At 44.4% G+C, this 14,363-nt stretch carries 12 protein-coding genes; 7 read left to right on the forward strand and 5 right to left on the reverse strand.

Annotated features, from left to right (window positions below; translation table 11 throughout):
* Window positions 1–4 precede the first annotated feature (4 nt).
* Both Y696_RS05090 and pth read left to right on the forward strand, forming a co-directional pair.
* On the forward strand, window positions 5–649 hold the full coding sequence (locus Y696_RS05090) for a 50S ribosomal protein L25 (RefSeq protein ID WP_099772176.1): 645 nt from the start codon (window positions 5–7) through the stop codon (window positions 647–649).
* Window positions 650–651: 2 nt separating this feature from the next.
* The gene (gene pth, locus Y696_RS05095) at window positions 652–1,221 is read left to right on the forward strand and encodes an aminoacyl-tRNA hydrolase (protein ID WP_099772177.1); all 570 of its coding nucleotides are present in this window, start codon (window positions 652–654) and stop codon (window positions 1,219–1,221) included.
* Window positions 1,222–1,799: 578 nt separating this feature from the next.
* Here pth and uvrB read toward each other — a convergent pair.
* The 4 genes from uvrB to Y696_RS05115 form a co-directional block, all read right to left on the reverse strand.
* Window positions 1,800–3,794 carry an excinuclease ABC subunit UvrB gene (gene uvrB, locus Y696_RS05100; protein ID WP_180274850.1) on the reverse strand — a complete coding sequence of 665 codons (1,995 nt, stop codon included), beginning with the start codon at window positions 3,792–3,794 and terminating at the stop codon, window positions 1,800–1,802.
* Window positions 3,795–4,092: 298 nt separating this feature from the next.
* Window positions 4,093–4,686, reverse strand: a complete 594-nt coding sequence (gene ruvA, locus Y696_RS05105) for a Holliday junction branch migration protein RuvA (protein ID WP_099772179.1) — start codon at window positions 4,684–4,686, stop codon at window positions 4,093–4,095.
* Complete coding sequence (locus Y696_RS05110; protein ID WP_099772180.1) at window positions 4,670–5,989, reverse strand: folylpolyglutamate synthase/dihydrofolate synthase family protein; 1,320 nt, start codon at window positions 5,987–5,989, stop codon at window positions 4,670–4,672. The genes ruvA and Y696_RS05110 overlap by 17 nt, the downstream gene beginning before the upstream one ends.
* A complete protein-coding gene (locus Y696_RS05115; protein WP_099772181.1) occupies window positions 5,986–8,589 on the reverse strand; it encodes a valine--tRNA ligase in 2,604 nt (867 codons plus the stop codon). The genes Y696_RS05110 and Y696_RS05115 overlap by 4 nt, the downstream gene beginning before the upstream one ends.
* A gap of 128 nt (window positions 8,590–8,717) precedes the next feature.
* Here Y696_RS05115 and Y696_RS05120 point away from each other — a divergent pair, with 128 nt between their 5' ends.
* Complete coding sequence (locus Y696_RS05120) at window positions 8,718–9,056, forward strand: MGMT family protein (RefSeq protein WP_099772182.1); 339 nt, start codon at window positions 8,718–8,720, stop codon at window positions 9,054–9,056.
* A 91-nt stretch (window positions 9,057–9,147) separates the two neighbouring features.
* On the opposite strand, the gene Y696_RS05125 is transcribed toward Y696_RS05120, so the two are convergent.
* Window positions 9,148–10,287, reverse strand: coding sequence for a hypothetical protein (locus Y696_RS05125; RefSeq protein WP_257211986.1), 1,140 nt, complete (start codon window positions 10,285–10,287; stop codon window positions 9,148–9,150).
* 301 nt (window positions 10,288–10,588) lie between these two features.
* Here Y696_RS05125 and murJ point away from each other — a divergent pair, with 301 nt between their 5' ends.
* From murJ to Y696_RS05145, 4 genes are all read left to right on the forward strand, one after another.
* Window positions 10,589–12,085 carry a murein biosynthesis integral membrane protein MurJ gene (murJ, locus tag Y696_RS05130; RefSeq protein ID WP_099772184.1) on the forward strand — a complete coding sequence of 499 codons (1,497 nt, stop codon included), beginning with the start codon at window positions 10,589–10,591 and terminating at the stop codon, window positions 12,083–12,085.
* 70 nt (window positions 12,086–12,155) lie between these two features.
* Window positions 12,156–13,391, forward strand: coding sequence for an NAD(P)/FAD-dependent oxidoreductase (locus Y696_RS05135; protein ID WP_099772185.1), 1,236 nt, complete (start codon window positions 12,156–12,158; stop codon window positions 13,389–13,391).
* Between the two features lie 186 nt (window positions 13,392–13,577).
* The gene (locus Y696_RS05140; RefSeq protein ID WP_014730711.1) at window positions 13,578–13,766 is read left to right on the forward strand and encodes a hypothetical protein; all 189 of its coding nucleotides are present in this window, start codon (window positions 13,578–13,580) and stop codon (window positions 13,764–13,766) included.
* Window positions 13,767–13,832: 66 nt separating this feature from the next.
* Complete coding sequence (locus Y696_RS05145) at window positions 13,833–14,363, forward strand: cob(I)yrinic acid a,c-diamide adenosyltransferase (protein ID WP_099772186.1); 531 nt, start codon at window positions 13,833–13,835, stop codon at window positions 14,361–14,363.

Below are 14,363 nucleotides of genomic sequence, written 5' to 3' on the forward strand. Positions count from 1 at the left end.
ACAAATGCACGAAATAAATCTCGTTGCTGAACTTCGCAACGGTGAAATGAAAGCAAGGAGCCTGCTGAACCAAGGGAAGATTCCCGCGGTAGTTTATGGTCCTGAACTGGAGACAGTTCCTGTTAGTCTGGATAGGGTAGAGATCTTGAGAATCATGAACAGGATTGCCGAGACTACCTCGGTGGTTATTTCTATCGATGGAAAGGAATATCATACCTTTCTCAAGGGTGTTCAGAGAGATAAAGTAACCGACTCGGTCATTCATCTAGACTTCTACGTTCCTTCCAGCGGTCACAAGATGGAACTCCGAATTCCGATAAGATTGAAGGGTACCCCGATAGGCGTTGAAAAAGGTGGAATAGTTGATCATATCATCAATGAACTACCCGTTTCGGTTCTCCCAAAGGATATTGTGGAAGAGATCATTGTTGATGTAAGTTCCTTTGATGTAGGCCATGTTCTGCGAGTTGGAGATCTTGAGATTCCCGAAGGAATAAAACCTTTGCTTGACGATGAAGACGCGATCATGCTCATAGCCCTTCCGAGAGCGGCAAAGGAAGTCGAAGAGGAAGAAGCCGAAGAGATTGAAGAAGGTGTTGAGCCCGAGGTAATAAACAAGGGTAAGAAGGAAGAGGAAGAAGAGGAGTAAGAGTGTTTCTCTTCGTTGGACTGGGAAATCCTGGCCCACGTTATGCGCTAACAAGACATAACGTGGGCTTTCTCTTCATAGATCAGATGGCTAAGCTTGGCCTAAGGAAGACAGTGCAAAAGAGACTGTATGAAGCACATCTTCTTGAGGGAGAAGGGAAAGTCTATATTGCAAAGCCACTTACTTTCATGAATTTGAGCGGAGTGGCCGTAAGACTTCTCATGAAAGACCTCAATTTCGAAAAGAAAGATACGCTGGTTCTAGTGTATGATGATGTATGGATACCTCTTGGTAGGATGAGGATAAGAGAAAGCGGTTCAGATGGCGGGCACAATGGTCTGAAATCAGTGATTTCGGAGATAGGAACTCAGAGCTTCCCCCGAATCAGAATCGGTGTGGGACCCCTTCCAGAGAACGGAGATATGGTAGATTATGTTCTCGGTAAATTTAGTGGTGATGAATACCAGAAAGTCAGCAAGGTAATCGGCTTAGCTGTCTCCGCTGCAAAGGAGCTTATCTCCGGTGATATTCGAAAGGTCATGACAGCTTACAATGGAACTGAAGTAGATTGATTTTCATCTGAAGCCTTCCAAAACTCCTTAAGTCGTTTTTTAGTCTAGGTTTAAGCGATACCCTTCCAAAGTCTTTAGCTTCAAAGGAATTATGACACTGAATTCATTTCTCGATCTGGGAGAAGTACGTTGAAGTTTGTCCTTCAAGATTTGCGAGATGAAAGAGCTTTGCAGATGAATAACCGCTTTATAAAACAGAAGCCCGCAAGCTTACAGTTGAATCCATACGGTTTTGAAGGGAGTAAATTGGAAGTGACTCAGTAGAGTGACAACTAAATGTTGGCTGATTTTCCAGGCGTTGCCTGTGTGAAAGAGATTCCTGATTCAGAAACATGAGTCAAATGAGATGCCCGAAATTCCCCAAATCGTCAAGGTGAGTCTGCACCACTTCCTTTGTGCGATATGAGATTATCAAGAACTCACCGCTACATTTGCAGGAGATGCGACAATTATAAAACTGAATCTGTTCAGCTGCGACTTATGGGTTGTCACCATTGAACTGTGGCAATCGGGATGCTTGTACCTGAGTTAAGAGCAGAACGAAGAAAGAGAGATACGCACAGCTAAAGGCAGAAAGATTAGATATTCTGTTTGCTCTTCTTGAGGCTGTACATTTCATCTCGCAGGATTGCAGCGTCTTCAAACCTCAACTCTCCGGCAGCTCTTATCATCTCTTCGTTGAGTAAGGCGATGTAATCCTCATAGTCTAGAGACTCTTTCAACGCCATCACTCCTTCAAGATAAGTGGCTCTTGCCTTATCTTCCCTCTCTTTGTCAAGATTCTCGCCAGCAAACTCCTCGAAGATGTTTCTATACAGAGGTTTAACGATGCTCTCGGGTGTTATATTGTGTTCTTTGTTAAATATCAGTTGTTTCAGCCTTCTCCTGTTTGTCTCATCAATTGCTCTTTTCATTGAACCGGTCATGGTGTCGGCATAAAGGATAACCTGACCGTTGACATTCCTCGCGGCTCTACCGATTGTCTGGATCAGTGTTGTCTCAGAACGAAGGAAACCCTCCTTGTCGGCATCCATTATTGCTACAAGTGAAACTTCTGGTAGGTCAAGACCTTCTCTGAGGAGGTTTACGCCAACGACAACTTCCACGGTTCCATCCCTGAGTTTTCTCAGTACTTCCACTCTCTCGATTGCGTCGAGTTCAGAGTGTAGATACTCCGATCTGATCCCCACTTCATTCAAGTAGTCGGAAAGCATTTCTGCAGCCTTCTTTGTAAGAACAGTTACCAATGCTCTTTCATTTCTCTTCTTTACTTCTCGCATCCTTTCAATGAAGTCATCTACCTGGCTTTCGGTTGGATGAACAATAACCTCGGGATCTACAAGACCGGTAGGCCTTATAACCTGATCTATAATTCTAGTCGAATGCTCAGCTTCGAAATTTCCCGGGGTTGCAGAGACGAAGACAATCTGGCCGACCGTGCTTAGAAATTCTTCGAATTTCAGCGGGCGATTGTCAAATGCCGCAGGCAGTCTGAATCCGTAATCCACAAGGTTTTTCTTCCTGGAATAATCTCCTCTGTACATCGCTCCCAGTTGTGGAACCCCAATGTGAGACTCATCGATAAACGTAATAAACTTTTCTCTGTCAAAGTAATCAAGCAATGTATATGGTTTCTCTCCAGGCATTCTCCCATCGAAGAATCTAGAGTAATTCTCTATTCCTGAGCAGTAACCGACACTGGAAAGCATTTCCATGTCGTAAGTAGTTCGCTGTCTAAGTCTTTGCGCCTCCAGGTACTTTCCTTCCCGTTCTAGCTGCTTTACCCTTTCTTCAAGCTCATTCTCAATGTTCCGCATAGCACCAAGAATCTTATCCTGAGTTGTGACGAATTCTTTAGCAGGGTAAACCGTTACCATGTCTAGCTCTTCAATCGTCTTTCTGTTGATAGGATCGAAGGACACAATCCGTTCTATTTCGTCATCAAAGAAGTACAGCCTAATCCCAAAGTCTTCGTATGGGGGGAAGATTTCAAAAATCTCTCCCTTCACATGAAAAACTCCACCTGCCGATACATCTTCGGAACGATTATACTGAATGTTAGCCAGCTTGAGCGCAAGCTCCTTGCGATTGATACTCTTCCCGCGTTCGAGGAAAATATTCATTGTTGCAAAATCCTTGGGATCGCCGCTGGCATATATCGCGGAGACGCTCGCAAGTACAACCGTATCGTTTCTGGTCAAAACGGACTTCAAAGCCGAAATTCTCATTCTCTCCAGTGTCTCATTGATCTCTGCCTCTTTTTCTATGAATAGGTCCTTTGAAGGTATATAAGACTCAGGCATATAATAATCGTAATAACTTATGAAAAGCTCGACTTTGTTCTTGGGAAAGAAGGTCTTGAATTCTCTGTACAACTGAGCCACGAGGGTCTTATTGGGTGAAATGACTATTGCAGGTCTCTGGAGAGTGCTTATAACGTTCGCCATTGTAAAAGTCTTCCCAGAACCAGTAACACCTAGAAGAGTCTGAAACCTATCCCCACTCTTGAGTCCGTCAATAAGCTTTTCGATTGCTTGCGGCTGATCGCCTTGCGGACTGTACGAGGAATCCATTTCGAAGAGCAAAAGATCAACTCCTTTCAATCTTACCGGCAAACAATTTTACACCATCAAAACCCATTGCTTCAATGATGCGATGACTTCTTGCCTGTCAACAAAAGGTCCCCCGTTCAAAAAACTGCTGGCGAATCATCCGGTAGAAATGGTTTTGGATTGTGTGGGCAACAAGAAAAATATAAGCAAATCTCCGGAGGGATATCTTCGATCATTCTTTTCTCTTTTGCTGTTGCAGTCTTTCAGTTTGATTGGCAAGGGGCAAATTTGTGTTTTCAAGAAGCATGTAAATGCTCGACTACTTACGGATCTCCTTCAGTGCTTTCTTTATAAGATCGTGAGTATCGATTTCCCTTTCAGCCTTCAGAATCTCTATAACTACTTTCCTCGACTGGTTTTCGTCGAAACCAAGGGATGTAAGTGCCGCAACAGCTTCTTCACCGTGCGACCTCTCAACACCCGGAATGGTTTGTTCGTCTGTAATTCCAGAAGTGTCTACCAACGAGGCGAGCTCAACGATCATTCTTTCCGCAGTTTTCTTTCCAATGCCGGGAAGGGAAGACAGCTCTGCCGCATTCTTGGTGGAAATAATATGCTTAATCCTTGAAGGAGAGGCCGAAGAGAGAATCTTCATGGCGGACTTAGGTCCTATCTTGCTTGCCCTCAACAGTATATTGAACAACTCTTTCTCTTCTTGATCGTAGAAGCCATACAGCTCAGGCGGCCTATCCTGTGAGTAGGCCATGAACGTAAGAAGATAAACGTCCTTTTCGACCGGAAGCTTGCTGATTGTGTTCGGTGTGCAGTTAACTTTAAAAAACAGACCTCCGACCTGTATGACAATTTCGGTCTCTCTTATTTCTCTTACGCGACCCTCAATACCTTCCAGCATGCTCACTCACTCCAGTTAAGAGATTTCTTATCTCGCTTACTAGATATAGAGACCCGCAAACAAGAAGCGAATCGGAGATTTCAAGCGCCTTGTTCATGGCAATCTCATGTTCTTCCACGAATTGAACAGATGAACAATACTTGCGCCAGACATCGGCGACCTTCTCGGGATGTATACTTCGATGGTTTGGAACCCTGCACACAACAACACTGTCGGCAATTTCTGAAAGCACTTTGATATTGGTTTCGTAGTCTTTGTCGTCTAGACTTCCGAAGAGAAGCGTAAGCCTTTCACCTGGAAAGTACTTCTCGACAGTCCTCCTGAGAACTCTGGCTGCATCGGGGTTATGCGCGCCGTCAAGTATAACTGACTTGGAATCTTGAGAAAAGACTTCAAATCTTCCCGGCCATGAGACAGATTTCAGCGCCATCCGCAGTTTCTCTTCATTCAAACCGCTTCGAATCTCTCCCATTGCAATCTCTGACGTCTTGATTGCCAAAGCTGCGTTTACAGTCTGATGTTCACCATTTAGATTGATCTGTAGGTTTTCAAAGTTATTACTTCCAGTGTAGTCAAATATATTGCGATTTAGCGCATACTCTCTTCCAGTCGCGTCGAAATCCCTTTTGTAGAAGAAGTATGGTGAATTCATGCTTCTTGCCTTTTCAGAAACAACTCTTCTTATTGCGGGTCTTGTTATACCTGAAACGACTGGACATTCGAGCTTGATAATGCCTGATTTCTCGATAGCAATTTTTTCTTCAGTATCCCCAAGAATTCCCGTATGGTCCAAACCTACGCTTGTAACAACAGATACGAGAGAAGAATCAATTACGTTGCTAGCATCAAATCTTCCACCAAGGCCGACTTCGAGAACGACTACATCGCAACTCTCTTCCTTGAAGTACTGAAATGCAATTGCCGTTACCACTTCGAAAAAACTCGGCGCGTATTCTTCGCCTTTTCTGTCCATCTTTTCTAGAGCCGGTTCTATGTTCTTCAGGATTCTACAGACATCACCTTCCGATATGTACTCGCCATCGACTTGAATCCTCTCCCTGAAAGTTGTAATGTGCGGAGAAATGTTCAGCCCCGTCTTCAGCCCATGAGAAGACATTATTGACCTCGTGATTGCCGCAACACTTCCCTTGCCATTTGTACCTGTAATATGAATGATCGGATACAACTTCTGAGGATTGCCAAGCCGTTCAAGCAGTTCTCTGATCCTGAACAGGCCATACTTGATCTTTCCATAGGGCCTTGAGTTGTAAAGATACTGAATTGCTTCCGAGTATGTTTTCATTTGAGATCTTCTATTATTTTCTCAATTCTGCGAATATTATCCTTGCTTGTCGCGAGCCTTTCTCTGTTTTCAGTAATCACCTCTTCGGGTGCATTTCGAATGAAGTCACCGTTTTCGAGCTTCGACAAAGTTCGGGCAAGATCGACCCTTTCCTTCTCTAACTTTCCCGTTAACCTCTCGATCTCAGCATCGGTATCGATCTCTCCCAGGACTACATACAACGTGTTCTCTGCATCTCCCCAGGCCGAGACGCTTCCGGAGGTCTTTTCTGCCCTTCTATCTATTTCGTTTGAATTGGAAAGATGTGAAACAAGTTCAACGACTTCCTGATTCAGGACTTCACCGATGTAGTAGACAGCGGTTTTCGAAGAGGGGGGTATGTTCATCTCTGCCTTGATGTTTCTTACTCCCCTAACCATGTCCATGATTCTCGAGTACTCCACTTCGGAAGGATTGTCAAAGCTTGATTCATCAAACTCTGGCCACCGAGCAGTTATCAACAATCCATCGGAACCGGGAAGGTTCTGCCAGAGCTCTTCAGTAATGTAAGGCATGAAGGGGTGGAGCATTCTTAGAGAAGCGTCAAGAGTTCTGACCAGAACATTCTGAGCAACGATTCTACTCCTGCCTTCTCTGTTCAATCTTGGCTTAGTACTCTCTATATACCAGTCACAGAATTCATTCCAGAAAAACGAGTAGATCATTTTTGAAGCACTGGGAAAATCATAGCCATCAATCGATTCTTCAACCGCTTTTACAGACTTCGCCAGTCTTGACAGAATCCAGCGGTCCTCAATGGCGAGCTCTTCCTCATCGAGATTAACCTTTTCAAAACCTTCCATATTAAGCAATGCAAACCTTGCAGCGTTCCAAATCTTGTTTGCGAATTTCTTGTAAATGTCGAAAAACCTAACGTCCAGTTTTATGTCGTGATTTTGAGCAGCCAGAATCGCAAGTGTGAATCGCATTGCGTCTGTCCCGTGCTCTCTGATAACGTCAAGTGGATCTATACCGTTACCCAGCGACTTCGACATTTTTCTGCCATTCTTGTCTCTTATTAAGCGTGTTATGTAGACATGATTGAAGGGTTTTTCTCCCATGAAGTGATATCCGGCCATTATCATCCGGGCAACCCAGAAAAATATTATGTCAAACGCGGTTACAAGAACACTTGTGGGATAAAAGCTCTCCAAATCTTCAGTTTTTTCCGGCCAACCTAGGGTAGTGAATGGCCAGAGCTGAGAAGAGAACCAGGTATCGAGAACGTCTTCGTCCTGTCTGATATTCTTTGAACCACATTTTGGACAGACCGACGGATCTTGCTCTTCAACGATTACTTCATTACAATCATCACAATACCAGACGGGAACTCTGTGGCCCCACCACAATTGACGAGAAATGCACCAGTCACGAATCTCGTTCATCCAGTTCAAGTACACTTTTTTCCAGGTTTCCGGAAAGAAGGTTACACTACCCTCTTCCACGGCTTCTATGGCTTTCTCTGCAAGCGGTCCAACTTTTACGTACCACTGGTCGGAAAGACAGGGTTCTACTACGGTCTCGCATCTATAACATCTGCCGACGGCGTGGACCATGGGTTCCACCTTGATCAAGAATCCCTGCTCTTCAAGGTCTTTAACTATCTGTTTTCTTGCTTCATATCTGTCAAGACCCTTGTACTTACCGCCATTTTCATTGATTCTTGCATCTTTGTCGAGGACTTCGATTACTTCAAGTCCATGCCTCAATCCAATCTGAAAATCATTTGGATCGTGTGCTGGGGTAACTTTTAGTGCACCGGTCCCAAACGACGGATCGACATATCTATCCTGAATAATGGGAATCTCCCTGTTCATTAGAGGTAGTATTACTGTTTTTCCGACTAAGCCTTCGTACCTATCATCTGAAGGGTAAACGGCCACAGCGGTATCTGCGAGCATAGTCTCAGGTCTTGTAGTTGCTATAATTACGTACTCATCGCTGTCTTTTATTGGGTATTTTATGTGGTAGAAGGCGCCTTTTTCGTCTTCATGTTCAACTTCCTCATCGGAGAGGACCGTTGAACACCTCGGACACCAATTTACAATATACTTCCCCCGATAAATCAGCCCTTCCTTGTATAGCATTACAAAAGCCTTCCTTACGGCTTCACTCAGGCCTTCGTCCATAGTGAACCTCTCTCTAGACCAGTCAACTGAGCAGCCCATGGCTTCTATCTGTTCGCGGATTCTCTGCCTATATTCCTTTGCCCAATTCCAGGTAGTCTCAAGAAATCTCTCGCGTCCGAGTTCTTTGCGGTTTGTTCCTTTTTTCGCCAGATCCTTTTCGACGGCATTTTGAGTTGCAATGCCTGCATGATCTTCGCCGGGAACCCACAGCGCCCTGTATCCTTTCATTCTCTTGAATCGAATTATTATGTCTTGAATAACCAGATTGAGTGCATGCCCCATATGAAGAGGGGCAGTGATGTTTGGCGGAGGAATCATTATTGTGAACGGCTCACCCGATCCCTTCGGTTCGAAAAAACCGCCTTCTTTCCAGCAGGAATACCACTTTTCTTCAAGATCAGAAGGATTGTACCTGGTGCTCAATTCCTTCATCTAAACTACCTCCTTACGGGTCTCAGGCATTTAAATCGAATTATATCACGAAGTAAAACCGCTTAATGGGAGATGGCGTTAAGATGTGGATTAGGAGTTAATGTAGTAGAATGATACTGGTGAGTTAGATGGTTGAAGAGGATCTGTCGGCCTATAAGAAAATATACAAAATGGTCAGGATGATTCCTGTTGGAAGAGTGGCGACCTATGGCCAAATTGCTTCCCTCGTGGGCAAGTGCTCTGCTAGAATGGTCGGCTACGCCATGGCGGGTATTTCAGACGAGACAATCCCGTGGCAGAGAGTTATCAACTCAAGAGGGAGAATAAGCATTAGGGATCCTAACGGGTACACACTGCAGAAGGCTATCCTTGAGAGAGAGGGTGTTCATTTCGACGAAAGCGATACGATCGACCTTTCTGTATTTGGTTGGGAAGGCCCCGAAGCCGAATCTGCGAAAGACTGGTGATTCTTTGCGAGTCTCATCCCCGCCAACTGTCTGCACCTAATAGCACAATGTAAGAAGTCTATGGTGGCCCCTGGTGCTTGCACTGCGTTATCTAGGAATCCTTCCCCGTAACGTGAACTGTCAGGGTGTGATACTTCTCTACCTCCTTTCCTTCAAACTCACCGAAAAACCTGAAGATGATCGGATAATCTCCAGTCTCGATCGGTGTCCACGTAAAGATGCAGTGGTCGTTTTTTACTTCGAGCGATCCCTGTGGAGATAGGAGCTCAACAGTACTTTCTGACTTCCAGATCCACGCATGGTCACCGAAAGACCACTTGTCAAAGCCTACATATGTCCACTCTGCAACTAAAGAGTTGATCCTGAATTCTACCTTGTCACCAACCATGGAGGTGATTTCTGGTACGGGAATGGTTCTCGAGAATTGCTCAAAGGAGTTTAGATAAAACATATCTTCCCAGAAGGGAACGATGTTTCTTCCGGCACTTTCATATGCCTTTTCAACTACACCGACGCACGAATAAAGATCTCTGTCGGTGAAGGGAAGATCCCAAAATCCCGACCAGGCAAAACCAACCGACCACAGAGCTCCTTTCTCTGCAGTCTCGTACATGAACCTCGAAATCTTCCTTCGGTCTTGCGGTGAAATTTCTCCCGGGAACCTTCTGGCTCCAGAAAAACTCGTTGCCCAGTATCTTAGCCAACGAGACTCATAAGTATCGTAGTTGAAAAGGTTGACATAAGAGTGATTTTCAATATCATTTGGAAAGATAAAAACCCCCTCCTCCACCAAATTGTACCCATGACTAAGAAAGGGATAAGATTCTCCGAAGGTCACCTCATTGTTGAAGCCAAGTTTCTCGTCGGTCATAGCCGTTTCATAATCAACTCCAAGATATACGGCAGAGTGAGATGGGATCCAGTTAGGCCCTATATGGTATAGGAGATCTCCTTCAAGTAGGAACTTGCCGGGAAGATGTTGGGCCGTGTAGAGTGCATCTGCCCTAGATATAAGAAGGCAATAAGGTAGTTTGGTGAACCTTACTACAGTCGAAAGAGAATCCTTAATGAATTGCGCTTCGTATCTCTCTTCGGTCGGTACATAAGAGGTTTGATTCAGGATTGGCTGTACTATCAAGACCTGATCTGCTTCAATTCCGAGAGCTTCGTGAGAGAGATGAAAGATCGGTCCTGGAGCGCTTGCGGTTCCTTCACGAAAGAGAACTAGCAAGGTTCTCTCCGATATGCGCTCTATTTCATAGGGAATTGAGACCTCTTTCTGGACGTTGCTGAAAGAAATCTTGACACCTCTTGTTAGCTCAAAACAATTCTCACCTGGGATAAGCTCGAGGTGTGAGTGTTCTGTTTCAAACCGGATCAGACCGGTACATCCCGAAATACTCAGGATGATGAAAATAATCAATACGGTAAACGAAATGCGGCTAAGCATCTTTATTCTTTAGTTTACCATTAAGAGAGCGAATGGGAGATCAAAGGTGTGGTAAATTATACTGTGAAGAACAGGAGGCGCGATGAAGAGACTACCTAGATCAACATCTGTTGCAGCGGGCACTATAGCGATTCTTACCTTTTCGATCATATCGAAGGGGATGGGTTTCTTCAGGGAGATGCTGGTTGCCGGACTATTCGGTACTTCAGCAAATCTGGATGCCGTTTTCGTTGCCATGACTCCGGCGACCACGCTTTCAGGTATAATCGCGGGTGCACTTGCCGCAATCTTTGTCCCCGTCTACCATTCCATAAGGAATGAAGACACTGAGAGATCAAAAAGATATGCAGGCGCGGTCCTTATCTCCGGTTCGCTGGTTTTTTTATCAATGGGGATAGTCTTTCTATTGATTCCCGATCTTGTGATTCGGCTCTTTGCTCCTGGTTTTTCGAGCGAGATAGTAGCATATGCTTCAAGGAAGCTAAGATACTTATCGATATATCCTCTTATAGGCGGACTTGAAAGCATATTGGGGGCAGTTCTTAAGTCAAATAGAAGGTTTGTGCAATACGGTTTGTCACAGCTCTTCTTCAACGTGATTGCAATTCCCGTAATACTATTGACTTCTCCCTTTCTTTCTGAAGCATCGTATATACTGGCTTGGTTGCTGGGTAATGCGATCACCGTACTGGTATATCTCATACAATCGAGAGATCTTTTTACCCTAAGGGTCGGCAAGGGAACGTCAATTGTCGAGACGCTTTATCTCAGTCTTCCGCTGATCTTTTCGGGAAGTCTTGGAGTGATAAACAACATGGTTGACAAAGCCTTCGTATCTCTTCTTCCACCCGGTCGGGTTGCCTCTTTACAGTACGCGCATACACTTCTCGGACTGATTACCTTTACGATTTCTGCCTTTCAGATGACGGCATATACAGAGCTATCGGAACTTATAGTATCAGGTGAAAGAAAGAGAGTTGAAGAGCGCCTGAGAAAGACCGTTACAACTTCTCTGAATATTTCCTTGCCGCTTACAGCGTGGATTATTATGATGGCCGAACCTCTTGTGAGAGTGATTTATCAACGTGGGGAATTCGATGCCGGTTCAACTAATCTCGTTAGCATGGCACTTATCGGTTACGGCGCACTAATAGTTCTATCACCTATAGCGCATACATGCTCCAGTTATTTCACGGCAAGAAAGAAACTGAAGTCCATCACATTAGTGGCGGTCTTCTCGATTTTCTTGAACGCACTCTTCGACTGGCTTATGCTAGAACCGTTTGGTCATGCTGGAATCGCGGCTAGTACTTCATTAGTGGTTTTGAATGCTACGTTGATATATGTTCTGCTGATTGCAAGGGAAGGCCTGAGATTCATGCCTTTGAAACGGATAGTGAGACTTCTCGGGTCGTCAGTTGCAATGTACCTGATTGTTCTGTTTCTCAGGAACAACGTAAGTACTTGGATTTGGCTTCTTGTAGGCAACGGACTTTTCTTATGCCTGTTCTTGGTTAGTGCAAAGAGCGAAATGAAAGCGATGATGTCAAGAATCTCTTTGTTCTTCAAGAGAGTATAGCCAAAAAGAACTATGCTCTGTTGTGTTCATATGTTTTCCATAGGTTTTCTAAGTGTGCGGAGGAATTATCATGAGAGAAGTGGTGATACTTGGAGCCGGACCAGCCGGCATCTTTGCAGCGATAAATTGCACAACAGAAGGAAGAAATGTGACGATCATTGAAAAGACGAGTTCCGCCGGAAAAAAACTGTTGATTTCTGGAGGCGGACAGTGTAACTTGACAAATGCGGAATCGCCATCTCTTATGCTGAAAAGATACTTTGGTGCTGGACGATTTCTTAAGCCTTCATTGATGGCTTTTGATTCTCAAAAGCTGATGGATTTCTTTGAGCATCGTGGACTCAGGCTTCACACAAGAGAAGACGGGAAAGTCTTCCCAGTTACCTATTCTGCGAGAGATGCACTTGAAGTGCTGCTCAAGGAATGTGACAGGCAGGGAATAAAAATAGTCTATAACTGCAGAGCCAAGGACGTTATTCAATTCCCCTCTGGCGGGTTCTTGGTAAAGACGGAATCAGATTCGATTAATGCAGATTATCTTCTTATTGCTACGGGAGGAAAGAGTTATCCGGAAACTGGGTCAACTGGTGACGGATTTGCTCTTGCTAAGAAACTTGGACACAGTCTATCAGAGCAGCGGCCGGCGTTGACTTCAGTCACAATTAGGAATTTTGGTTTCGGTGATCTGTCGGGAATCTCCCTCAGAAATGTTGAAGTATCTTTATGGAGAAATTTGAAGAAGGTTACGACCCGGGTTGAAGATCTGCTGTTTACTCATGACGGGTTTTCTGGACCTGTTATCTTACATCTCTCAAGAGAAGCCTCGCCTGGTGACATAATCAGATTGAACTTGAGCGGTCAGTTACGCGAGAAACTTGAAGCCAATCTCATCTCCCTCCTTTCAAAAGAAGGAAAGAAACTCGTGAAGAATGTCTTGGACGAGTATGGTCTACCTGAAAGATTGCTGTCGAAGATCATTGATCTTGCCGGAGTTGGTGAAAGAATATGCTCCGAAGTCAGAAAGGATGAAAGAAAATCGTTGGTTACTGGATTATGCGAGCTTGACTTCGAAATAGAACGGGTCGGAGACTTCACTAATGCTATGGTAACAAGAGGAGGAGTTTCGTTGTCTGAGGTCAATCCAAAGACAATGGAATCTAGAATTGTGAACAACCTCTTTTTTGCAGGTGAAGTTCTCGATTTTGATGGAGAGACGGGAGGTTACAACCTTCAAGCAGCCTTTTCAACCGGATATGTTGCCGGGAGGACAATAAACGCAAGAACATCTCGGGTAGAAAACAGATGAAATAGAGCATGCAATTTTCTACTCGAAGAAGAAAACGATATGTTAGTATGATGTCAGGTTGTTGGTTATGCTGTTAGGGCTTTTGTCTGGAGTTGTCTAGAAGACTTGAATTCTCGAAACGTAGTTCTCGTAATTCGAATTAGAGATTTGTTTACGTTCTCAATGTCTCGCTTTCGGAGGTGCATTTTGGAAGTAAAAAAGCCAAAATGGTTTGACAGCTGGATAGAGATCGATGAGAGTTATTTGAAAGTCGCGGGAACAAGCTGGAGACTGAAAGCTAATGCTCCAAAAAAAGTGAAGAGAGAATATCAGAGACTTTTGAAGCAAATTACTGGAAATAATGATTATCCTTATTCATGGAAACATGAGCGCTGAATCTTTAGAATCCGTAAGCTTTATTAACCGGATTTATGGCTCATTAGACAGATGGGAGGGTGTGATTTGAGCATTACTACTGGCACAGGAGATAAAGGTGAAACGAGTCTTTGGAGCGGGGAGAGAGTGAACAAAGACAGCTTACGTGTTGAAGCATACGGGACAGTGGATGAATTGAGCTCTTTTCTTGGTGAAGCCAAGCATTTCGTGTCGGAGGAAATCGGCCGCCACATCGTGTCTATCCAGCGATTTCTCTTTAAACTAGCCGGTCAACTTGCGTCGAGAGACATGCAATACGTCGAACCGATAGTCGAAAACGATATTGTTGCGATCACTGAACTTGTGCACGAGTTCGAGTCGGTGGTCAAACTTGACGGATTTGTTATTCCTGGAAGCACTATAGGTTCTTCAAAGATAGACATTTGCAGAACAGTCGCCAGAAGGGCTGAAAGACGCATCGTTGCGCTTTCTAGAGTAGAAACAATCGATACCACGCTGCTTAAGTACATTAACAGGCTCTCTGATCTTCTCTTCATCTTTGCGAGGTATGAAGAATACAAGGCGGGGAAGATTGTTTATAAGAAAGACATAAAGTGA

This window comes from Mesotoga sp. H07pep.5.4, from assembly GCF_003664935.1.
Taxonomy (GTDB): Bacteria; Thermotogota; Thermotogae; order Petrotogales; family Kosmotogaceae; genus Mesotoga; species Mesotoga prima.

Coding starts and splice junctions, on each gene's coding strand:
- Y696_RS05120 (WP_099772182.1), top strand. CDS start 8,718: ATGGTTGAAGAGGATCTGTCGGCCTATAAGAAAATATACAAAATGGTC.
- Y696_RS05090 (WP_099772176.1), top strand. CDS start 5: ATGCACGAAATAAATCTCGTTGCTGAACTTCGCAACGGTGAAATGAAA.
- murJ (WP_099772184.1), top strand. CDS start 10,589: ATGAAGAGACTACCTAGATCAACATCTGTTGCAGCGGGCACTATAGCG.
- Y696_RS05115 (WP_099772181.1), bottom strand. CDS start 8,589: ATGAAGGAATTGAGCACCAGGTACAATCCTTCTGATCTTGAAGAAAAG.
- Y696_RS05135 (WP_099772185.1), top strand. CDS start 12,156: ATGAGAGAAGTGGTGATACTTGGAGCCGGACCAGCCGGCATCTTTGCA.
- Y696_RS05110 (WP_099772180.1), bottom strand. CDS start 5,989: ATGAAAACATACTCGGAAGCAATTCAGTATCTTTACAACTCAAGGCCC.
- ruvA (WP_099772179.1), bottom strand. CDS start 4,686: ATGCTGGAAGGTATTGAGGGTCGCGTAAGAGAAATAAGAGAGACCGAA.
- uvrB (WP_180274850.1), bottom strand. CDS start 3,794: ATGGATTCCTCGTACAGTCCGCAAGGCGATCAGCCGCAAGCAATCGAA.